Here is a 20,306-nt window from a genome sequence, read left to right as displayed (position 1 = left end):
TTGTAGTCAATGTACCGCTATTCGCCGTGACCCGCGTCACGAAGAATGGAATTACTTACTTCCCGCTCAATGGCGAGCACCCCTCACACTAAGGATCCGTCAATGACAATCCACAAGCCCATCGGCCCTGTCGACGCAACCAAAGTCCCCCGGTATGCCGGCCTCGGCACCTTCGCCCGCCTCCCCCAAATCGACCGGGTTCCGGATTACGACATTGCGATCGTCGGTGTCCCGTTCGACGGCGGAACCTCCTTCCGGCCTGGCGCCCGTTTCGGTCCTGCCGCGGTTCGCGAGGCCTCGCGCCTCCTGCGCCCGGGCTACCACCCGGAGCTCGACGTCGAACCCGTTTACGAAGCCCAGGTTGTGGACGCGGGCGACATCGCCTGCACTCCCTACGACATCACCCGGGCAGTCCGTGAGATCGAGGAGCAGGCGTTGCCCCTGATCAGCGAGGACAAGCGGCTCATCTCCATCGGCGGCGACCACACCATCGCCCTTCCCATGCTCCGCGCGTTGAACAAGGTCCATGGGCCGGTGGCGTTGCTGCACTTCGACGCCCACCTGGACACGTGGGACACCTACTTCGACCAGCCCATCACGCACGGGACCATTTTCCGGCGGGCCTTCGAGGAGGGCCTCCTTGTGGAGGACAAGTCAATGCACGTCGGCATCCGCGGCCCGGTGTATGACCGTAATGACTTCCTCCGGGACCATGAGTTCGGCTTCCAGATCATCCGCTGCTCGGACCTGGATGTCATCGGCGTCCCGGCGGCAATCCAGCAGGTGAAGGACCGGCTCGGCGACACCCCTGTCTACGTGTCCATCGACATCGATGTCCTCGATCCCGCGTTCGCACCAGGGACCGGCACCCCGGAGATGGGCGGGCTCCACTCCCGTGAACTCTTGGCCCTGCTTCGCGGCCTGAACGGCATCAACATTGTGGGCGCCGACGTCGTGGAGGTCGCTCCGGCCTACGACCATGCGGACATCACAACCGTCGCCGCCGCCACTCTCGTCTTCGACCTCCTCGGCCTGATGGTGAACCGCAGCAAAGCCACCGACCCCGCTGTCCGTGAACTGGCTTCTACCTCCCGGAGTGCATCATGAGCACCGCGCCAACAACCGAAGTACCCCGCCTCGAGGACAAAACCATCCAGCCGATCCCACTGAACGAGCGCCACGGCAAGGCCAGGGACCTCTTCACCATCTGGTTTGGCTCCAACATCATGATCATGACCATCGTGACCGGCGGGCTCGCCACCACGGTGTTCGGCCTGGGTTTCGTGCCGGCACTGGTGGGCATCATCATCGGCAACGTGGTGGGCGGCATCTTCATGGCGCTGCACTCAGCCCAAGGTCCGCAGCTGGGCGTGGCGCAGATGATCCAGACCCGTGGCCAGTTCGGTTCCTTCGGCGCGCTGTTGATCGTGGTCATCGTGGTGGTCATGTACGTCGGCTTCTTCGCCGCAAACCTTGTCTTTGGCGGAGAAGCGATGGCCGCCGTCAGCCCCGGCATCAGCGTGGATGCCGGCATTATCATCATCGGCGTGGTCAGCGTTATCGCCACGATTTTCGGCTACCGGCTCATTCACGCTTACGCCCGCGTCCTTAGCGTTGCAGCGGGCCTGGCATTGTTGCTCGCCTTCGTCTGGATCCTGGTGGTGCACGGCCTTCCCGCGAGCTTCCTTGAGCAGGGCAACTTCAACTGGGTTGGCTTCATGGGGACCATCTCCGTCTCGGCCCTGTGGCAGTTGGCCTACGCACCCTACGTCTCCGATTACTCCCGCTACATGCCGCAGGGCACAGGCTCAGCACCGGCGTTCTGGGCTTCCTACTCGGGTTGCGTCCTGGGAACGTTGTTCCCCATGATCCTTGGCGCCTTGGTGGGCACCCTCGCCATGACCATGAGCGCCGACAACGTCGAAATCGTTGGCAGTCTGGGTGCCTTGCTGCAGCCGTGGACCCTGATCATCGTGGGTATCTTCTGCCTTGGTGTCGCGGCCTCGAACGCCATGAACCTCTACTGCGGCGTCCTGTGCACGCTGACCATCGGCCAAACGTTCAAGCCGTCCTGGTTGCCACGCGCCAAGACCCGCAGCATCGCGGCGATCATCCTTTTCGTCGTCGCAGTCTCCATCGCGTTGTTCGCCCGCGACAACTTCATCCTCTTCTACACCAACTTCCTCTCCTTCCTGATGTACGTCCTGGTCCCTTGGACCGCCATCAACCTGGTGGACTACTACCTTCTGCGGCACGGCGACTACCGGGTTGAAGACTTCTTCAAGCGCGACGGCGGCGTGTACGGGCGGTTCAATTGGGTCGCCATCGGCTCCTACCTCGCAGGCGCCCTGATCCAGGTTCCCTTCTCGGCAACCGCGATCTACACCGGCCCCATGGCCGCCGCGTTGGGCGGCGTGGACATCTCCTGGCTCGTCGGCCTGGTGGTGGTTGCTCCCCTCTACTACTTCGCGGCCCGGATCTTCCGTCAAAAATCAGAAGCCGCCTCCCTTCGTTCCACTGCCCTCACGCCAGACCTCATCTGAAAGCGAATTGTCATGACCCTCACAGACACTGCCCACCCCGAAACCGTCCAGTTCACCGTTCGACGCTCCACCTCTGAGGACGCTGGCAGCCTGCCGCTGCCGTTGCCTCCGGCGGGGCACTTCATCAACGGATCGTTCGTCCCGGGCTCCACCGGTGAGCTGATCGACGTCGTAGACCCCACCACCGAGCAGGTCATCGCCTCAGTGCAGGCGGGCACGGCGGATGATGTCGACGCCGCTGTCCAGGCCGCCGTCGTTGCCCAAAAGACCTGGGGTGCCACTACCCCCAAGGAGCGCGCGGACGTCCTGAACCTGATCGCCAACATCATTGAAGAGAACCGGCACGCGTTCGAGCTCATCGAGTCCGCCAATACCGGCAAGCCGCAGGCGGTGGCCGAGGACGATGTCACCAGCACCATCGATACGTTCCGCTTCATGGCCGGAGCTTCCCGCACCCTGACGTCCATGGCCGGCGGCGACTACGCCACTGACCACACCTCCGTGATCCTCCGGGAACCCGTGGGCGTTGTCGGTGTGATCACCCCCTGGAACTATCCGCTGCTGATGGCTGCTTGGAAGGTCGCACCGATTCTGGCTGCCGGCAACAGCATCGTCCTCAAGCCGTCCGAGCAAACCCCGTTGTCCACCCTGAAGCTGGCAGAATTGCTCGCCGGACGCATCCCGGATGGAGTCCTCAACGTGGTCACCGGACAAGGACGCACTGTGGGACAGCGGCTTTCGGAGCACCCGGACATCGCCCTTGTTGCCTTGACGGGCAGCGTCGTGAGCGGCCAGGCCGTCGCTGAAACTGCGGCCAAGTCCGTCAAGCGCGTCCACCTGGAACTTGGCGGCAAAGCGCCGGTTGTTGTCTTCCCCGACGCCGATCTCCGCGCGGCCGCTGCTGGAGTCCGCAATGCAGGATTCTGGAATGCCGGCCAGGACTGCGGTGCTGCCTGCCGCGTGCTGGTGCACGAGTCCGTGGCCGAAGAGTTCACCCAGCACCTGGTGCGCGAAGTCAGCACGCTGATAGTTGGCGCTCCCGAAGCCGGCGACGACGTGGAAATCGGCCCCATGATTTCCCGGCCCCACTTTGAACGCGTCAAGGAATCCTTGGCCGAAGCGCGCGAGGCGGGACTCCACGTGGCCATTGGTGGTTCGGCACTGGAAGGACCCGGCTACTTCATCGAGCCAACGGTCATCTCCAACGTTCCCGCGGGAGCCCACATCGCCACCCACGAGATCTTCGGCCCCGTGGTCACCGTGGAGACCTTCAGCACCACCGAAGAAGCCGTGACCCGCGCGAACGAGAGCCCCTACGGCCTGTCGGCGTCGGTCTGGACGCGCGACTCCAGCCTTTCCCTCCGGATTCCCAAGCAACTGGACTTCGGCACCGTCTGGGTCAATGCACACCTTGTCCTGGCGTGCGAGGTACCGTGGGGCGGATTCAAGGGATCCGGCTACGGCCGCGACCTCTCGCTCTACGCCCTGGACGATTACTCACGCACCAAGCACGTGATGATCAACCACGGCGCTTGAGCATCCAGACAAGCAACGGAGCTTTCACCATGACCACCAACGTTTCCCGCCCTGCCTCTCTGCCAGGTGCCGCCACGCCTTCAGCCCCCTTCGGGACGGACGTGACCTGGACCAACTGGGGCGGAAACCAGAGCGCGACGCCCGCCTTTACGGTTCGGCCCAGGAATGAACAAGAAGCGCTCGACGCCGTCCGTTTCGCCATCCGCGAAGGGTTGCCTGTGCGGGCGGTCGGTTCAGGGCATTCGTCCTCACCGCTGGTCCAAACCGGCGGAGTTCTGATGGATATGTCCGGCCTTTCGGCTATCACGGGCACCGATAAGGCCCGGCGTCGCGCCCGGGCCCTCGCGGGAACCACCATCAACGCTTTCGGCGATGCCCTGTGGGAGCAGGGCCTGGCCCTGGGGAACCAAGGTGACATCGACAAGCAGCAGATCGCCGGCGCCCTGGCCACCAGCACGCACGGCTCGGGCAAAAACCTGGGCAGTTTTTCCTCCAACCTTCGCTGGGTGAAGCTGATCAACGGCTACGGCGAGATCGTGGAAATCGGGGAGGGCCAACTCCGGGAACTCCGGGCTGCACAGGTTGCGTTGGGCACGCTGGGGATCTTCCTGGAAGTGGAGTTGGCTGTTGAGGACAGCTACTACCTCCAGGAGCAGATCACCTATCCCAGCTGGGCGGAAACCGCTTCGACGTGGCAGGACGATATCGATTCCAACAGGCACTACTCCTTCCTTTGGTGCCCGGAGGACGATTCCTGCGAGCTTCTGGACCTCCCCGGTTCACCGGACCATGCCATGGGCGGCCGCAGCTACACCAAGCGCTACAACATTGTGGACGTCCAGGACGAACGCGAGCTTTCCGCGGTTGAAGGCGCCCGACTGGATCGCTCCTACCGGATCTACCCGGGTGGCTTCACTACCCAGTTCCACGAGCTCGAGTACTTCGTCCGCAGCGAAGATGGCTTGGTGGCTGTTGAGGCCATCCAAGACCTGATCCGCACCAGATATCCCGAGCAGAAGTACCCGGTGGAGGTCCGCTGGGTGAAGTCCGACGATGCGTACATGTCCCAGTTCCAAGGACGCGACAGCACTGTCATCACCCTGACAACCGAGCCCGGAACCGATTACTGGCAGTTCTTCCGGGACGCCGACGCCGTGCTGCAGGAGTTCGAGCCCCGCGCACACTGGGGAAAGATCCACTTCATGACCCGGAGCCGCCTTGAGCGTCTCTACCCGGAGTTGGACACCTTTATCCAGGTCCGCCGCGAGTTCGACCCCCGGGGCATGTTCCTCAACGACCACACCAGGGCCCTGCTCGCCTGACCGAGCAACCCAAAAAACAGGCCACGATGTGAGAGAGCATCGCTCAAAACGGATCCTCTCTCACATCCACACCCCCTGCTGGCATCCCTCGTTACCTTTTTCGTAGCCCGTTTCCTGGTGCAGGATGTGGGTGTGCTGGCCTGCTGCCCCGGCATGATTGCGTTCCTCTGTCGATCCGATGATCTTGAGAGTGTTGTCACCGGGGTTGGTAGGTGCCGGGAGACCGCTGATAGGGGCAGGACAGTTCGGGAACGTCGTGCGTAACGTGGGTGCCGGGTCCTGACACCGCTGCCGGGCCAGCATGGGAGCTGACTACGACTGGAGGGACCGGATGATCGCGAACCACGATGGTGTCGAAGTGTTTATTGGTCTGGATGTTGGCAAGGGCGTCCATCATGCCGTTGCCGTGGACCGGGCCGGAAAGAAATTGCTGGACCGGGCGCTGCCCAACGATGAAGCCAAAATCCGGGAAATCATCGCCGAACTCGAGGACGCCGGACGAGTGTTGTTGGTCGTTGACCAGCCAGCAACCATCGGCGCGTTGCCGGTAGCGGTGGCCCAGGCCGCCGGTGTTCTTGTCGGGTATCTGCCGGGGCTGGCGATGCGCCGGATCGCGGACCTGCACCCCGGAGAGGCGAAAACCGATGCCCGGGATGCGTTCATCATCGCCGAGGCCGCCAGGACCATGCCGCATACATTGCGCTCGGTTCAGTTGGCCGATGAGCAGCTCGCTGAGCTGAGCATGCTTTGTGGTTTCGATGATGACCTGGCCAAGCAGGCCACGGCGACCTCGAACCGGATCCGCGGGCTGCTCACCCAGATCCACCCTGCTCTGGAAAGGGTGTTGGGACCCTACATGGATCATCCTGCGGTGCTGGACCTGCTGCGGACCTGGCCTACCCCCGAAGAGCTCCGTCACGCAGGCCGGCGCCGGATCGGGAACCGGCTGACCAAACTCGCGCCGCGGATGGGCGAACGCCTTGCCGATGAAATCATCGAGGCCCTGGGCCGGCAAACAGTCACTGTTGTCGGCACGAATGCCGCGACCATCGTGCTGCCCCAGCTCGCGGCCATGCTCTCCGGGCTTCACGAAAACCGCGCCATGGTCCTCACCCAGGTCGAAGCACTCGTGGAGGCCCACCCTCTTCACCCGGTCCTGATGTCTCTGCCGGCCGTGGGCATCAGGACCGCCGCACGAATCCTCACCGAAGTCGCCGGGAAAGACTTCCCCACCGCCGGGCACCTGGCCTCTTACGCCGGGCTGGCCCCAGTCACCTGGCGATCCGGGTCCTCCATCCGCGGCGACCACTCCTCCAGAAAAGGCAACAAAGTCCTCAAACGAACTCTTTTCCTCTCCGCGTTCGCTGCGCTCCACGACCCGCCGTCCCGGGCCTACTACGAACGCAAACGCGCCGAAGGAAAACGCCACAACCAGGCAATCATTGCCCTGGCACGACGCCGCTGTGACACCCTCTACGCAATGCTCCGCGACGGCGCCCTCTACCAACCCCCAACACCCGCCACCACTTGACGAAAAACATAGGGGCACTCTCACATCCCCTTGACACCCTTTTGAAACCTCGGAGTGGTAGTTTGATCTCTGCTTGAGCCAGACACCGCACCCAATCGGAGGACATTTCCATGCTTAAGGGTTTCAAGGACTTCATACTTCGCGGCAACGTGATCGAACTGGCTATTGCCGTCGTCATCGGCAGTGCGTTCACGGCACTCGTCGCCGCTTTCACCACCAACATCATCAACCCCGTCATCGCGGCTGCAGGCGGCGTGAACGCTGACGGCCTGGGCTTCCGGATCTGGCAGGACAACCCCGCTACGTTCATCAACTTTGGTGCTGTGCTCACGGCAATGGTGACCTTTGTCATCACCGCCGGAGTGGTCTACTTCATCTTCGTAGCGCCCATGAACAAGATCAATTCAATGGTCAAGAACCGCCTCTCCACCGAGGAACCCGAGGAAGAGCCGCTGCCGGCTGACACGGCCCTCCTGGCAGAAATCCGCGACCTTCTTAAGGAAGCTGCCGCCCAGCGCAGTACCGAGCGGGATTCGGACCTCGATTCGGATTCCATCCGCTAGACCAGACTCTGTAGGAACGCCTGAGCCCTGAGCGCTCCTTCCCGGTTGCACCCTCCAACCCGGCGTTCTCCCCGCGAGAACGCCGGGTTTTTGCATTGCGGGGGTGCGGCACACCGGCCCGAAGTGGGCAGGAACGCAGTGAGTGGGGCGGCAAGAGCGCAGCCATCGCGCCAAGTAACCAGAAACGTGACGCGGAGGCAACCGTCCCGAAACAGGCGCGGGGCAGCATGAAACCATGAAGCCCAAAATGAGCTCTCCCGTTACTGCGGATCTCCGGTGCGATGTCTGCGGACAGTTGCCCGAACCGCCCAAGGCCCGGCTCACCGTAGCCAACATCGCGGTGATGCTTCCCATTGAATTGCTGGTTCACGCGGCAGTTGTGGAAACCCATCTCCCCTATGTGGCCAAGGTGCTGCTGCTGACCGTGACTGCCACAGTGCTGGTTATCTGGGTGGCTGAGCCGTCGGCCGCCAAGGTCCTCCGGCGATGGCTGCATGCTCCGGCCCTCCGCCAGCGGCACAAGCTGCACGCGGCCCCGGCTTTGTGGCGTGCTCGTGTCCTTCTGCGGGACCAGCCCGGTTCCCTGCAGAAAATCACTCAGTCCCTGGCCAAGCTGGAGACGAATATCCTCAGCATCCACGTTCACCCGATGGACAGCCCGGGCCGCGAAGGCCCGGACCGCCAGGCTACAGAAGCCACGCAAATAGTGATGGATGAGTTCGTCCTCTCCGCCCCGGGCGAGGTCACAGAACATGAACTGCTGAAAGCACTCGACGACGGCGGCGGACGTGAGTCGCACGTGTGGCCTACCACGGCACTCGCCATGGCCGACGGCCAAACCAAGGCGCTGAGCCTCGCCACACGTATTGCGGGGAACCCGGATGAGCTCCCGCATGCGGTCGCCGAACTGCTCTCCGCCAAAGTAGTCCCCAACGATCCGGAGAAACTGGCACCCGAGGCGAGTGCCGGCGTCGGGCCTTCAACGGACATTCTCAAGATTCCAACTGCATGGCACGGGCCCCTGGTCTTCTCCCGTCCAGGCGAGCCGTTCACTCCAGCCGAGTCGGCCCGAGCACACAGGCTGGCTGAGCTGGCGGAGATTTTGGCATACAGCACAAGCGACGCCCAGCCAACGGCATACCAGGGCTAATCAGCGCTCCTTCCCAGTTAGCACGTCGAAAGCCCGGAATTTCCCAGGAAAGGCCGGGTTTTCGCACGTCCACGAGGAGTATCCGGGAAGGAGCGTACGCAGCCATCCCGCACAGTCACATTCCGTTTTGAGATTAGGTATACCAAAACTCTTGACAGTGCCGCCCGTCACATCTAACTTAGATTTTGGGATCCCAAAACGGGATCCCAAATAGACCCGCTACCGGCTGCGGCCCCCGCCACCAAAAGGGCAGGGATCGCAACAGTTGCCGCCGGCACGGGTCCGGCTGCAGCGATATCCACGCCCGGCTCATCCCCCCAAAGACATACCCCAAAGACATTCCACCCCTGTTGACTCCTCTGAAGGAGAAGCTGTGTCTCCCCAAAACACCCAACTGGCAACCCAGGAAAACCAGGAAAACGAGCCTCAAACCGGCAAGGACGGCGTGCAGCGACGCACAAACGTCCGCTGGAAGCTCTTCATCCTGCTCCTGGTCCTGGTCGCCGTGAATTACATCGACCGCGGTTCAATATCCGTTGCCCTCCCCATCATCCAGAAGGAATTCAACCTCCCGCCCGAGCTTGTGGGGCTCCTGTTGTCGGCGTTCTTCTGGACCTATGCCCTGATGCAAATCCCCGTCGGACTGTTGATCGACAAGTTTGGCCCACGCAAAGTGGTCACCGCTTCCTGCATTGGCTGGGGCGCCGCGACTGCCGCTTCGGGTTTCGCCGGCGGATTCCTCAGCATGTTCATCGCCCGCCTGGGCATCGGCGTGACGGAGGCGGGCGTCATGCCTGCCGGCGGCAAGCTCAACGCCATCTGGATGCATAAGAAGGAACGTGGCCGCGGCGCCACCATCCTCGACGCCGGAGCTCCCTTGGGCGCTGGCCTGGGCGGCATCCTCATCACCTGGCTGATCGCCTCCACGGGCAGCTGGCGGATGTCCTTCATCATCGCTGGCGCCCTCACGATTCTCATGGGCTTGGCGGTCTGGTGGTACATCCGCGATAACCCCCGCCAGCACAAGGGCGTCAACAATGCAGAAGCCGATTACATCGAGGCTTCCCACGCTGAGGACGACGCCGAGGCCGCCAAGGAAGGCGCACAGGGCAAGCGCGCCCTCCTGCCATACCTGAAGTTCCGTTCCTTCTGGGCAATGTGCTTCGGCTGGCTTGGCTTCAACGGCGTGTTCTACGGCCTGCTCACCTGGGGACCGCTTTACCTGGCTCAAGCCAAGGGCTTTGATCTGAAGACCATCGGCTGGTCCACGTTCGTGATCTTCGGCGCCGGGTTCGTCGGCGAAATCCTCGGTGGCATCATCGCGGACAAGTGGCGGGCATCCGGTGCCTCCGCCAACCGGGTCATGCGCACCCTGCTGGGTATCTCCAGCGTCGTAGTGGTGGGCGGCCTCGTAGGTGTCACGGTCGTCGCGGACCCCATCACCGCCGTCGTGCTTCTCTCGGTAGTCCTGTTCTTCCTGCGGTGGGTTGGCCTGTTCTGGTCCATCCCGTCCATCCTGGGCGGCCGCACGAATGCGGGCGTACTCGGCGGGGCCATGAACTTCAGCGGCAACATCGCCGGATTCGTCACCCCGATTGTGGTAGGCCTGATTGTCGGGGCCACGGGTTCCTACACCTGGGCGCTGCTGTACTTTGTTGGCTCCGCTGTGATCATGGGCATCTCCGTCCTGGTCTTGGATTACAACAAGCGACTCCCGGTCTAACTCGCCTGACCGGGCCCGGCCGGACGGTCCTGAACCGCCGGACGGCCGGAAGCCCGCCTGGTCGCCGGGCGCGCTGCCTCACACATCACGAAATGGAGCTGGAAATGCTAGCCGCAGAAGACACGAACATCACTGACCGCCCCCTCCGGGAGTCAGTGCGTGACACGCTCCGTTCCAGGATTTTTGAGGGGCACTATGCGCCCGGCACCAGGTTGGTGGAGCGCGACCTCGCCGCCGAATTCAACGTTTCCCGCTTGCCCATCCGCGAAGCACTCCGGATGCTGAGGCAAGAAGGGCTTATCCGGGACCGCGCTGGCCGTGGTTCGGAAGTCAGCGGCCTGAGCCCCAAGGATGTGGAGGACCTCTTCGACGTCCGTCAATCCTTGGAAGTCCTCGCCTGCCGGCTCGCCGCCAAGCGGGCCACCACCGAGAACCTTGACCACCTCGCCGGCCTGCTGGATGAGGCCGACCGCTGCCTGGCCAAGGGCTCCATCCTGGAAGCACACCGCGCCAACAGCGATTTCCACGATGCCATCACGGCGATCGCCAACAACGATTTTCTCCGCTCCGCGCTGGAACCACTCCAGGGACGAATGCACTGGCTGTTCCGCCACGTCAGCGATCTCCCCGAACTCATCCAGGAACACCGCGACCTCTACGGTGCCATCGCCAGTGGCGACCCTGACCGGGCCGCTATCCAGTCGGCGTCGCACATCGGCAAGTACCGCGAGCAGTTCCCGGAGGATTCCAGCCACGCCGAGCCCAAACTGCAACGGAAAAAACCATGAGACTCCTGGTCATCAACCCCAACATCAGCGACGACGTCACAGCCCTGATCGAGGCTGAGGCCTTGCGCTCGGCGGGGCCGGACACCGAATTGATTGTTCGGACAGCCGGGCACGGCGTCGAATATATCGAAACCCGCTTCGAGTCGCTTATCGCCGCCGGCGCGGTGGCTGAGCTGATCGCCGAATACGCGCACGACGGCGGCGCCGGCCTTGGGCGCGACGGCGCCAGCCTTACGCTCGAGGGCGGCCCGGCCGCTGTGGACGGCATCGTTGTGGCTGCTTTCGGTGATCCCGGAATGCCTGCGCTGAAGGAACTCGTTGACGTACCGGTCATCGGCATCACCGAGGCGGCACTGTGCGCTGCAGCATTGCAGGGCCACCGTTTCTCGATCATCGCCATTTCGGACCGGATCCAGGCCTGGTACCTGGACTGCGTGGAACGCTTCGGTTTTGCCGGCCGTCTCGCTTCCATACGCTCCATTAACCAAAGCCTGAACTCCATAGGGTCGGTGCAGGCAGATTTCAAGGAAACCCTGCTGGCACTCAGCCGACAGGCCGTCACTGAGGACGGCGCCGACGTCGTGATCCTTGCCGGTGCGCCGCTCGCAGGACTTGCCCGCGAGCTCGAAGGTCAGATCCCCGTGCCCGTGGTGGACGGCATTTCTGCCGGCATCCGCATGACGGAGGCCGTGGTCGCGTTGAAGTCCGGGGCTCACCGTGGCGGCTCGTTCGCGGCGCCACCGGTCAAGCGGCGGCAGGGCCTTTCGGAAAACCTCGACGCCGCCCTGACCGCCGCGCAGTCCGCGGCCCAGTCCGCGAACCTCCCCTCCGCACCGGTTCCGGCAACATCCGCGCTGCCGTCCCGCTAAAACTTCCAAGAAGTCCCCGCTAAATCTTCCAAGAACAAGGAGGACAACGATGTCCCACTTCCCCGATCTCGTCATCGCCAACGGCACTGTCGTCAACAGTTTCGGCAGGCAAGCCGCCCACGTCGTAGTCGACGGCGGACGCATAGTTCAGCTCGTTGACGCTGCCGAACCCATTCCCGCGGCTGCACGAACCATTGAAGCCCACGGCCAGTTGGTCATCCCCGGCGGCATCGACGGCCACTGCCATGTTGCCCAAGTGACGGGCAGATTCCGCACTTTGGATGACTTCCGGACCACATCAACGGCGGCGCTCTGGGGCGGCACCACCACCATCATCGATTTCGGCATCCCCCGCGATGCTCAGGAAACTCCGCTCGAAGCGGTCCTGAACAAGAAGCGCCTCGCCACAGAATCCCGCTGCGATGTTGCCCTGCACGGCTCTGTTGTCTCATGGGATGAGACGGTCCCGTGGCAGCTTGAGCAGCTTGCGGCCGAGGGCGTCAGGTCCGTGAAGATGTACACCACCAACCGCGGCTCAACCATGGCCGATGGTGACACCATCCTGAAGGTCATGCGCGAAATGGTGCGCCTGGATGGCCTCACGTACATCCATGCAGAGCACGATCCCATCATCACCGACTGCACTGAGCGGCACGCCTCGGACGGCCGCATCGGCATCGAGCACCTGCACCGTACCCGGCCTGAGCTTGCCGAGGAGATCTCGGTCAAGGAAACCCTCGCAATGGCCCGGTACACGGGAGCGCCCGTCTATTTTGTCCACCAGTCGACTCCTGGCGCCGTGGACCTGGTGGCCGAAGCCCGCGAAAGCGGCCAGGAGGCGTACTCCGAGACGTGCCCGCACTACCTGACCTTGGACGACACCGTTTACGGTTCCGCGTTCCCGGAATGGTACGCGTGCTGCCCGCCGATGCGGAGTGCCGAAACGGTGGCCGCCTTGAAGGATCGGCTTGCTGCCGGTGCCATCCACACGGTTTCCTCGGACCATTCCTGCTACGACCTCTCCCAAAAACGCGAGCGCACGGACGATGTCCGCTATATGCCGCATGGCCTCCCCGGCGTGGAAACCCGCATGCCCGTGACGTTCACGGCACTGGTCACTGAATCCGGCAGCTCTGTGGAGGACTTCGTTGAGGTCTTCTCGGCAGGCCCCGCCAGGATCAATGCCGTCCCACGAAAAGGCGCGATCGTGGAAGGCTTCGATGCCGACATCGTGATCTTCGATCCCGCCTCACAGCAAACGGTCGACGGCGGTGCGTTGCACATGGGGACTGATTTCTCGCCTTTTGAGGGGAAGACGCTCAACGGCTGGCCCGCAGTGGTGATCTCCGCGGGACGGGTGGTCCTTGATGAAGCAGGTTTCCACGATCCCGGGCCGGTGGGTCGCTTCGTGCCCCGCAACGGCTTCACGGAGCACCGGGATGCTCTTTCTGTTCCCGTCATTTCTTCTGCCGAATCCCTCAGCGCCTAGGAGCAACCATGCCTTCAAACAACCGCCCCATCCGCATTGGCATGATCGTGCCGTCCTCCAACACCTGCCTTGAGCCGCAGACATACCGGATCCTCGGCGACCGCCAGGATGTAACCATTCATTCAACCCGCATCCCCGTCACCCGGATTGCCTTGGACGACTCCTCGGACAAGCAATTCGATACGTCCGTGATGCGCGGAGCTGCCGAGTTGCTGGCCGCGGCGAACGTGGACGTTATTGCATGGAACGGCACGTCCGGATCCTGGCTCGGCGCTTCCCACGACCATGCCTTGGTCCGTGAGATCACCGACGCCACAGGCATACCGGCCACCACGTCCACGCTCGCCTACTTGGAGGCGTTCGCGTCCTTTGGCACCGAGCGAATCGGATTGTTCACGCCCTACACAGCAGACGTGAATGAGGCCGTGATCGCGTCCTATGCCAGGGAAGGCATCAAGACGATCGATCACCGGCACCTTGACCTCACCGACAATGAGTCCTTCGGCCGGGTCACTGATGAGGAGATGCTGCCGGGCTCATTGGAGCTGGCGGCAGATCATCCCGATGCCCTGGTGTACCTGTGCACCAACCTCTATGGAGCCAACATCACAGCCGACGTTGAAGCCCGAACAGGGGTCCCTGTTCTCGACTCTGTGGCAGTGACACTCTGGCATGCCCTTAAGCTTGCGGGAGCTCCGTTGCTGGACCCGAAATGGGGGCGGTTGCTGGCTGACGCCGTGGCCTAGTCCTTGTTGTCCTCATCGATGCGCTCGAGCAGCTTGCCGAGCGCATCGCGGATATCGTCGTAGTCGTTTTGCGCTGCACGGCTCTCGGCAGAGATGACCGCGCATCTGTGGATCTTCTTGAAGTCGCCGAAGGGGAATTTGTAGTGGCCCTTTTGCTCAGCCGGGTGGTCGTCGTCCACGCCGAGGTACCACTTGGAATACTCGGCCTGGCCATGCTTCTCCAGGAAGTCATTCTCGTCCTTGGTGGAAGGGGCGTGCTCGCTCCAGTCATCCCGGACGTCCTTGACGATCTTCCCGTCGCGGATCAGGTGCTTCGCGTTGTCGAATGCTTTCTTGTTGAGTTTGACGGTCATGGCGCAACCTCGCTTCGATGTGGCGGTTCGGCATGGGTTGGGTAACTCGTACCGTTCAGCTTAGGACGACGTCGGATGACCGGGAAGGGTGCGAGGCTCGGCATGCCCCAAGCTTTGCGCTCAGGTGATGAGCCGCACCCGGAGCCCTGTTCCGGTTTCCTTCATGACAAGCCGCCGGTCTATTGCTCCTTCTTGTTTGAGCCATAAAACGTTGCCGTCAGCGGTCACCGCTTCCACCAGGCCTTGGTCCACGATCTTGTTGCCGCGCCAGATTTGAACGTCCAGGCCAACGAGTGGCCTCCAATCTGTCACCCTCTTGCTTTGTGGTTTGTCGAAGCGGGAACCCGGCGTCGAATCCTTCATATGGTCTTGCAATCGATGACTCCTAGCCATGCATCTTTCCGCAGTCTCCGTCTGGGCAGACTTCTGTTTAAAAGATGTGGCTTCACCGGCCCGAACATGACGCGAATTAGGGGCAGAAATTAGGGGACCGATCCTCCTAGAGTGCCTTCACTGCGCCCAACACCTTGGTCAACGAATCCTTTGCATCGCCGAACAGCAACGTGGTCTGAGGTTCGTACAAAAGTTCGTTTTCGATGCCAGCGAATCCTGGACGCATGGAACGTTTGAGGAACACCACCTGCCGGGCGTCGGCTACTTCCAAGATGGGCATTCCATAGATCGGGGAGCCGGAGGTGGTCTTGGCTGCAGGGTTCACGACATCGTTGGCGCCCACTACCAAGGCAACGTCGGCGGTCTTGAACTCCGGGTTGATATCGCTCATTTCCTTCAGTGACTCGTACGGAACGTTTGCTTCGGCAAGGAGGACGTTCATGTGCCCGGGCATGCGTCCGGCAACAGGATGGATGGCAAAGTCAACCTCGGTCCCGCGTGCCTCCAAAGCCAAGGCCAACTCGGCGGCCGTGTGCTGGCCCTGCGCCACGGCCAAGCCGTACCCGGGAACGATAATCACGCGCTGGGCGTACCCGAGCAGCACCGCAACATCCTCCGGGCTGGAGGATCTGACGGGGCGCTCACTCACCGCGGTGGACCCAGCTGTGGAGCCACCTTTGAAGGCACCGAACAGGATGCCCGCAACGCTGCGGCCCATTGCGGCGGCCATGGCCCGGGTGAGGATGGTGCCTGACGCTCCAACCAGGGTGCCGGCCACCACCAGGAGTACGTTGCCCAGCACCAATCCAGACGCGGCCACGGCCAATCCGGTGAAGGCGTTGAGCAACGAAATGACAATCGGCACGTCGGCGCCACCCACCGGGAGTACCAGCAGGATACCGGCCACAAGCCCAAGGATCAGCAGTGCCAGCGCGAGCAGCAACGAACCATTCAGTATCACCACAATCCCTGCGCCCACCGCGGCAAGCAGCACCAGGGCCATCAGCACAGGCAGGCCCGGGAACGTCACTGGCCGGGTGGTCATCAACCCCTGGAGTTTGGCAAAGGTAACTCCAGAACCGGCGAAGGAAACGGCCCCGACGAGCAGCGTGAACACGATAGCCAAGCGCACCCACGCATCGGCCGTATGCGAGAGCTCCAGCAATGCCACGAGTGCGGCAGCCCCACCACCCACACCGTTGAACAGGGCCACGAGTTGGGGCATCTGCGTCATCTGAACGCGCCGTGCCACGGGTGCGGCCACCACCGATCCCACAGCTATTGCCCCAACGATCCACGGAACGTTGTCCAACTTCACCGAGACGAACACCGTGACGACAGCCAACAAGGCGCCGAACGCCCCGATGAGGTTTCCACGCCGTGCCGTCCGCGGTGAGTTCAGGCCTTTGAGCGCCAGGATGAAACAGGCTGCGGCTGCGAGATAGAGGAGAGCTGTCCAGATGGGATCCAGAAGAGTCACCGGCCGAGCTCCTTACCCGCGTGATCCTCGGATGAAACAACTGACGACGGTGGGCGTTGCCTCCCGCGGAACATCTCCAGCATGCGGTCGGTCACCACGAAGCCGCCCACGAGGTTGGCCGTGGCAAGGACTACAGCCAGCAAGGCGACCACCAGTACCCACGGATCAGAGGCCTGGCCAGCGACGATGATCGCGCCCACCAGGATGATTCCGTGGATCGCATTTGCCCCGGACATCAGGGGTGTATGGAGGGTGCTGGAAACTTTGGAGACGACCTCAAAGCCCACGAAAACTGCAAGTACGGTGATCGTCAGCAGACTCATGCCATCCATCAATGCGCTCCTTCACTGCCAGGGTTGGCCGCTGTGTGGGCACTGCCAAAGGGGCCGGTCTCACCCGCGAGCGCCGCGAGTGCTTCAGCTGTTGGCGGGTGCCGCACTTCGCCGTCGTGGGTAAGGCAGGTTCCCGCCACAACCTCGTCTTCAAAGTCCGGGGCGACAACTCCCTCCCGGGTCATCAATGCGATCAGGTTGGCCACGTTCTTGGCGAACAGTCGCGAGGCATCTGCGGGCATCGCGGATGCTGGATCTTTGAGCCCCACCAAGGTCACCTCGCCTTGCCCGTCAGCGGTGGGGATGTGGATGTCCTGCCCGGGGATGCTGCCTTCCACGTTTCCGCCTGACTCAGCCGCCAGGTCCACTACGACTGATCCGGGGCGCATCCCTTGGACCATTTCGCGGCTCACCAGAAGTGGTGCCCGGCGTCCGGGGACGGCGGCAGTGGTGATGAGGACATCTGCCTGCGCTACGTGCGGGGTCAGGAGCGCACGCTGCAAGGCACCCCTGTCTGCGCTGAGTTCACGGGCGTACCCGCCTGAAGCTTCGGCGTTTTCGAGGTCCAGTTTGATGAAGGTCCCACCCATGGAAGCCACTTCGTCTGCCGACGCCGGACGGATGTCATTGGCCGATACCCGCGCGCCAAGCCTCTTGGCAGTGCCGATCGCCTGGAGCCCGGCCACACCTGCCCCCAGAACCAGGACCCGGGCGGGCGGAATGGTCCCAGCCGCAGTCATGTACAAGGGGAAGAACCGCGGCAGGCGTGTTGCGGCCTCAAGGACGCAGCGGTATCCCGCCACCAAGGCCTGTGAGGTGAGGGCGTCCATGGACTGGGCCCGCGAGATCCTGGGAACCAGTTCCAGCGCAAAGGATGTGATGCCACCTGCGGCGAGCGCCCGCACCGTGGGCAACTCCGAGGACGGCGACCCCAATCCGACGGTGACTGAACCCGGGCGGAGGGCTCCCGCCGTCGACGGTTCCATGGGACGCACGTGGCAGTAAACGTCCACGGATCCGAGATCCAAGGACTGCACAACAGAAGCGCCGGCCTGCCGGTATTCGTCGTCGCTGTGTCCGGAGGCAAGCCCCGCCCCGGACTCGATCTCAACGTCAAGGCCCAACCCGGTCAATTGCTTGACCGTTTCGGGCGTGGCTGCCACTCTGCGCTCACCGTCGAGTGCCTCGCGCGCTATGCCTGCTTTCACCCGCCACCCCTCTTCGGGAACTCTCCGGAACCAGTTGGCATGAGTCTATGGCCGCAAAGGTCAGGACGGGAGTAGGGGGTGCGCTATGTGGACAAGTCCATTAGGGTCGGTGGAAGCTGGGGCAACCAGCCTCCACACCGTCGACGAGCCGGTTCCGGCCGTGCCGTCGGGAAGGAACGCCGCTATGGACACATTCAAAATCGGCTATTTCGTCGGAAGCCTCTCTAGTACCTCTATCAACCGCGTCCTCTCGAAGGCGCTGATCAGCGTGGCGCCTCCGGAACTGGAATTCCATGAAATCGCCATTCGCGACCTCCCTTTGTACAGCTCCGACTACGACTCCGACTTCCCGCCAGCCGGCAGGGAATTGAAGGACGCGATCGCCGCATCGGACGGCATCCTGTTCGTCTCCCCCGAGTACAACCGCTCCATTCCAGGCGCTTTGAAGAACGCCATCGACTGGGGATCGCGTCCGTGGGGCACCAATTCTTTTGCCAGGAAGCCCACCGGCATTATCGGCGCGTCGCCGGGCGGCATCGGAACCGCGGTGATGCAGTCCTCCATGCGCAGCGTGCTCAGCTTCCTCGACGCGCCTCAGCTGAATGCGCCGGAGGCTTACATCCGCTTCGTCGCGGACGCGTACGACGACGACGGCTCGGTTAAGGACGAGGGCACGGCAGGGTTGCTGCGCCACTATATGGAGGAATACAGCGCGTTCGTCCAGCGTGTCCTGGCAGCCAACGCTCCGGGTCATATCGGCGACCAGGAACCTGATTCCGCCAAGCTAACGCGCTAGCCGCTCGGGTGGGGTCGCCCCTTGCCTGGCGGGCGACACCCACCCCATTTTCTTTGTTAGTCAGTATGCTTACTACTATGAGGATTCGCGGACACGCCCTATCCCACAGGAGAAACGATGCTTCGTAGATTAGCCCTGACAACCCTGGCACTGACCCTCTTCACCGGGTCCCTGTTGTCCGTCGCGGCAGCAGCAAACGCAGCAAACCCCGCCGCTCTGCAAGGCCACGTGGCCGCCACTACCCCCACACCGTCAGCCTCGCCCAGCAACCCTTCCGGCCCGTCAACGGCAACACCCACAAATCCAGCTCCATCGTCCGGCGGCGGGCAAACCACGTCCAACCCGGCAAGCAGCGGACCCGCCAACCCAGGGACCGGAGAGTCCGAGCCCCAGGAACAAACCCGGACCGACGTCACGCCGTGGATCCTGGCCGCCGTTGCTGCGATCATCGTCATTGCGCTGATCATCTGGGCGGTTCGCGGACGCGGTCGGAATGAGGAAGTGCGGGACGAGGAACTCTAGTCGGCGCTAGGACGCCACTGTCCGGCTGTGCTCAAGCGCGGGAAGCAACTGCGGCCTGCCTCTGTTCCTACAGGTACGTGATGAGAGAACAGAGAGTTGGCTGGCATGACTGAGTTGCATGATGGGCACCCTTCCGACCAAGCGAGTGGTGAGCAGCCTTCGGATGTCAGGCACGAGACCTTCAGCATCACGCGCGATTTCGAGGCGAACCGGGCGGACATCTTCGCCGTGTTCGCGGACGATCGATTGCGCCGGCAATGGTTTCGGATGCCAGGAACGGGCTCCATCTACGATCACGACTTCCGCGTTGGCGGCGGTGAGGAAGCGAGCAGCACCTTCGTCATGCCAGACGGGCAGGCCGAGAAACTGCGGAATCGCTCGCGCTACCTCGACATCACGCCCGATCGCCGAATCGTTTTCGTCTACGAAGCGATCGTGGACGATGTAACCCGATGGGCATCGCTGGTAACAGTGACCTTGGCAGATGCGGAATTCGGCAGAAGCAGGCTGACCTGGACAGAGCAGGTCACGTTCCTCACGCGAACCGGAGACGGCAGCGCTGACCTGCCTCATCTGCGCACCGGAACGACCCTTCGCCTCAACGGGATACCGGGAGCCCTTAAAACATAGTCTGGTGATGGCGAAACGAGCAGGTGACGATCCGTTTTCGCCGCCGCCGTTGTCATCAGGGCAGTTACGGAGAAAAGCCAACACGCGCGCTTTTATCCGAGGCGCTCGAACACCATCGTTGCCTGGATACGGTCCCCGCCGCCGATCCCCTTGCTCCCGCTGCTCGACGTGGTGATGGTGTGAAGCCGGTAGCCCTTCGCGGCCTGATCGTTGATGGCTTTCTCCAGGGAGGTCAGATTGCCCGAACCGGTTCCCAACAGTTTCTCCTTGAGGATCACTTGCAGGACGACATACTGCTGCATGATGCGACTTCCTTCCGTTGCCGGTCAATT

General features: G+C 62.7%; 20 protein-coding genes and 1 pseudogene. 15 read left to right on the top strand and 6 right to left on the bottom strand.

The features are described from left to right. Positions 1–102: 102 nt before the first annotated feature. The 12 genes and pseudogenes from speB to ACTAQJ_RS17775 all read left to right on the top strand — a co-directional run bounded on the left by speB (position 103) and on the right by ACTAQJ_RS17775 (position 14,260). The gene (gene speB, locus ACTAQJ_RS17830) at positions 103–1,107 is read left to right on the top strand and encodes an agmatinase (protein ID WP_498698105.1); all 1,005 of its coding nucleotides are present in this window, start codon (positions 103–105) and stop codon (positions 1,105–1,107) included. Beyond that, complete coding sequence (locus ACTAQJ_RS17825) at positions 1,104–2,543, top strand: purine-cytosine permease family protein (RefSeq protein WP_498698102.1); 1,440 nt, start codon at positions 1,104–1,106, stop codon at positions 2,541–2,543. Before speB ends, ACTAQJ_RS17825 begins: the two co-directional genes overlap by 4 nt. Before the next feature lie 12 nt (positions 2,544–2,555). Continuing rightward, complete coding sequence (locus ACTAQJ_RS17820; protein ID WP_498698100.1) at positions 2,556–4,079, top strand: aminobutyraldehyde dehydrogenase; 1,524 nt, start codon at positions 2,556–2,558, stop codon at positions 4,077–4,079. Further along, positions 4,076–5,401, top strand: coding sequence for a D-arabinono-1,4-lactone oxidase (locus ACTAQJ_RS17815; protein ID WP_498698098.1), 1,326 nt, complete (start codon positions 4,076–4,078; stop codon positions 5,399–5,401). Before ACTAQJ_RS17820 ends, ACTAQJ_RS17815 begins: the two co-directional genes overlap by 4 nt. 269 nt (positions 5,402–5,670) lie before the next feature. Next, a pseudogene (locus ACTAQJ_RS17810) lies at positions 5,671–6,932 on the top strand (IS110 family RNA-guided transposase). A gap of 110 nt (positions 6,933–7,042) precedes the next feature. Beyond that, positions 7,043–7,495 carry a large conductance mechanosensitive channel protein MscL gene (gene mscL / locus ACTAQJ_RS17805; RefSeq protein ID WP_498698095.1) on the top strand — a complete coding sequence of 151 codons (453 nt, stop codon included), beginning with the start codon at positions 7,043–7,045 and terminating at the stop codon, positions 7,493–7,495. 247 nt (positions 7,496–7,742) lie between these two features. Continuing rightward, the gene (locus ACTAQJ_RS17800) at positions 7,743–8,645 is read left to right on the top strand and encodes an amino acid-binding protein (protein WP_498698093.1); all 903 of its coding nucleotides are present in this window, start codon (positions 7,743–7,745) and stop codon (positions 8,643–8,645) included. Between the two features lie 373 nt (positions 8,646–9,018). Further along, positions 9,019–10,368, top strand: coding sequence for an MFS transporter (locus tag ACTAQJ_RS17795; protein WP_431117187.1), 1,350 nt, complete (start codon positions 9,019–9,021; stop codon positions 10,366–10,368). Between the two features lie 104 nt (positions 10,369–10,472). Then, positions 10,473–11,156, top strand: coding sequence for a GntR family transcriptional regulator (locus ACTAQJ_RS17790; protein ID WP_498698090.1), 684 nt, complete (start codon positions 10,473–10,475; stop codon positions 11,154–11,156). Continuing rightward, positions 11,153–12,025, top strand: a complete 873-nt coding sequence (locus ACTAQJ_RS17785) for an aspartate/glutamate racemase family protein (protein ID WP_498698088.1) — start codon at positions 11,153–11,155, stop codon at positions 12,023–12,025. The genes ACTAQJ_RS17790 and ACTAQJ_RS17785 overlap by 4 nt, the downstream gene beginning before the upstream one ends. Before the next feature lie 49 nt (positions 12,026–12,074). Next, positions 12,075–13,514: an amidohydrolase family protein gene (locus tag ACTAQJ_RS17780; protein ID WP_498698086.1), complete on the top strand. Its 1,440-nt coding sequence runs from the start codon at positions 12,075–12,077 to the stop codon at positions 13,512–13,514. Between the two features lie 8 nt (positions 13,515–13,522). Then, positions 13,523–14,260 carry a maleate cis-trans isomerase family protein gene (locus ACTAQJ_RS17775; protein ID WP_498698084.1) on the top strand — a complete coding sequence of 246 codons (738 nt, stop codon included), beginning with the start codon at positions 13,523–13,525 and terminating at the stop codon, positions 14,258–14,260. Here ACTAQJ_RS17775 and ACTAQJ_RS17770 read toward each other — a convergent pair. From ACTAQJ_RS17770 to ACTAQJ_RS17750, 5 genes are all read right to left on the bottom strand, one after another. Next, on the bottom strand, positions 14,257–14,613 hold the full coding sequence (locus ACTAQJ_RS17770) for a hypothetical protein (RefSeq protein WP_498698082.1): 357 nt from the start codon (positions 14,611–14,613) through the stop codon (positions 14,257–14,259). The two genes, ACTAQJ_RS17775 and ACTAQJ_RS17770, sit on opposite strands and share 4 nt — an antisense overlap. Before the next feature lie 120 nt (positions 14,614–14,733). After that, a complete protein-coding gene (locus ACTAQJ_RS17765; RefSeq protein WP_431117193.1) occupies positions 14,734–14,988 on the bottom strand; it encodes a hypothetical protein in 255 nt (84 codons plus the stop codon). A gap of 124 nt (positions 14,989–15,112) precedes the next feature. Continuing rightward, positions 15,113–16,486, bottom strand: a complete 1,374-nt coding sequence (locus ACTAQJ_RS17760) for an NAD(P)(+) transhydrogenase (Re/Si-specific) subunit beta (RefSeq protein WP_498698080.1) — start codon at positions 16,484–16,486, stop codon at positions 15,113–15,115. Next, a complete protein-coding gene (locus ACTAQJ_RS17755) occupies positions 16,483–16,818 on the bottom strand; it encodes an NAD(P) transhydrogenase subunit alpha part 2 (protein WP_431117195.1) in 336 nt (111 codons plus the stop codon). Before ACTAQJ_RS17755 ends, ACTAQJ_RS17760 begins: the two co-directional genes overlap by 4 nt. Next, entirely contained in the window at positions 16,818–18,026 is a 1,209-nt protein-coding gene (locus ACTAQJ_RS17750) for a Re/Si-specific NAD(P)(+) transhydrogenase subunit alpha (RefSeq protein ID WP_431117196.1), read from the bottom strand. Before ACTAQJ_RS17750 ends, ACTAQJ_RS17755 begins: the two co-directional genes overlap by 1 nt. Before the next feature lie 184 nt (positions 18,027–18,210). Here ACTAQJ_RS17750 and ACTAQJ_RS17745 point away from each other — a divergent pair, with 184 nt between their 5' ends. From ACTAQJ_RS17745 to ACTAQJ_RS17735, 3 genes are all read left to right on the top strand, one after another. Then, positions 18,211–18,822 (top strand): NADPH-dependent FMN reductase, encoded by a 612-nt coding sequence (locus ACTAQJ_RS17745; protein WP_498698073.1) that lies wholly within the window; start codon positions 18,211–18,213, stop codon positions 18,820–18,822. A gap of 117 nt (positions 18,823–18,939) precedes the next feature. Continuing rightward, positions 18,940–19,344 carry a hypothetical protein gene (locus ACTAQJ_RS17740; protein WP_498698072.1) on the top strand — a complete coding sequence of 135 codons (405 nt, stop codon included), beginning with the start codon at positions 18,940–18,942 and terminating at the stop codon, positions 19,342–19,344. 105 nt (positions 19,345–19,449) lie between these two features. Next, positions 19,450–19,974: an SRPBCC domain-containing protein gene (locus tag ACTAQJ_RS17735; protein ID WP_498698070.1), complete on the top strand. Its 525-nt coding sequence runs from the start codon at positions 19,450–19,452 to the stop codon at positions 19,972–19,974. A 92-nt stretch (positions 19,975–20,066) separates the two neighbouring features. Here the strand turns inward: ACTAQJ_RS17735 and ACTAQJ_RS17730 are convergent, their stop codons facing one another. Beyond that, complete coding sequence (locus ACTAQJ_RS17730) at positions 20,067–20,276, bottom strand: DUF4177 domain-containing protein (protein ID WP_477514103.1); 210 nt, start codon at positions 20,274–20,276, stop codon at positions 20,067–20,069. Positions 20,277–20,306: the final 30 nt, after the last annotated feature.

Source organism: Arthrobacter sp. alpha11c (assembly GCF_054149985.1).
This window is presented reverse-complemented; position numbering and strand designations above follow the sequence as displayed.

Coding starts and splice junctions, on each gene's coding strand:
- speB (WP_498698105.1), top strand. CDS start 103: ATGACAATCCACAAGCCCATCGGCCCTGTCGACGCAACCAAAGTCCCC.
- ACTAQJ_RS17825 (WP_498698102.1), top strand. CDS start 1,104: ATGAGCACCGCGCCAACAACCGAAGTACCCCGCCTCGAGGACAAAACC.
- ACTAQJ_RS17820 (WP_498698100.1), top strand. CDS start 2,556: ATGACCCTCACAGACACTGCCCACCCCGAAACCGTCCAGTTCACCGTT.
- mscL (WP_498698095.1), top strand. CDS start 7,043: ATGCTTAAGGGTTTCAAGGACTTCATACTTCGCGGCAACGTGATCGAA.
- ACTAQJ_RS17800 (WP_498698093.1), top strand. CDS start 7,743: ATGAGCTCTCCCGTTACTGCGGATCTCCGGTGCGATGTCTGCGGACAG.
- ACTAQJ_RS17790 (WP_498698090.1), top strand. CDS start 10,473: ATGCTAGCCGCAGAAGACACGAACATCACTGACCGCCCCCTCCGGGAG.
- ACTAQJ_RS17785 (WP_498698088.1), top strand. CDS start 11,153: ATGAGACTCCTGGTCATCAACCCCAACATCAGCGACGACGTCACAGCC.
- ACTAQJ_RS17780 (WP_498698086.1), top strand. CDS start 12,075: ATGTCCCACTTCCCCGATCTCGTCATCGCCAACGGCACTGTCGTCAAC.
- ACTAQJ_RS17775 (WP_498698084.1), top strand. CDS start 13,523: ATGCCTTCAAACAACCGCCCCATCCGCATTGGCATGATCGTGCCGTCC.
- ACTAQJ_RS17770 (WP_498698082.1), bottom strand. CDS start 14,613: ATGACCGTCAAACTCAACAAGAAAGCATTCGACAACGCGAAGCACCTG.
- ACTAQJ_RS17755 (WP_431117195.1), bottom strand. CDS start 16,818: ATGGATGGCATGAGTCTGCTGACGATCACCGTACTTGCAGTTTTCGTG.
- ACTAQJ_RS17745 (WP_498698073.1), top strand. CDS start 18,211: ATGGACACATTCAAAATCGGCTATTTCGTCGGAAGCCTCTCTAGTACC.
- ACTAQJ_RS17740 (WP_498698072.1), top strand. CDS start 18,940: ATGCTTCGTAGATTAGCCCTGACAACCCTGGCACTGACCCTCTTCACC.
- ACTAQJ_RS17735 (WP_498698070.1), top strand. CDS start 19,450: ATGACTGAGTTGCATGATGGGCACCCTTCCGACCAAGCGAGTGGTGAG.
- ACTAQJ_RS17730 (WP_477514103.1), bottom strand. CDS start 20,276: ATGCAGCAGTATGTCGTCCTGCAAGTGATCCTCAAGGAGAAACTGTTG.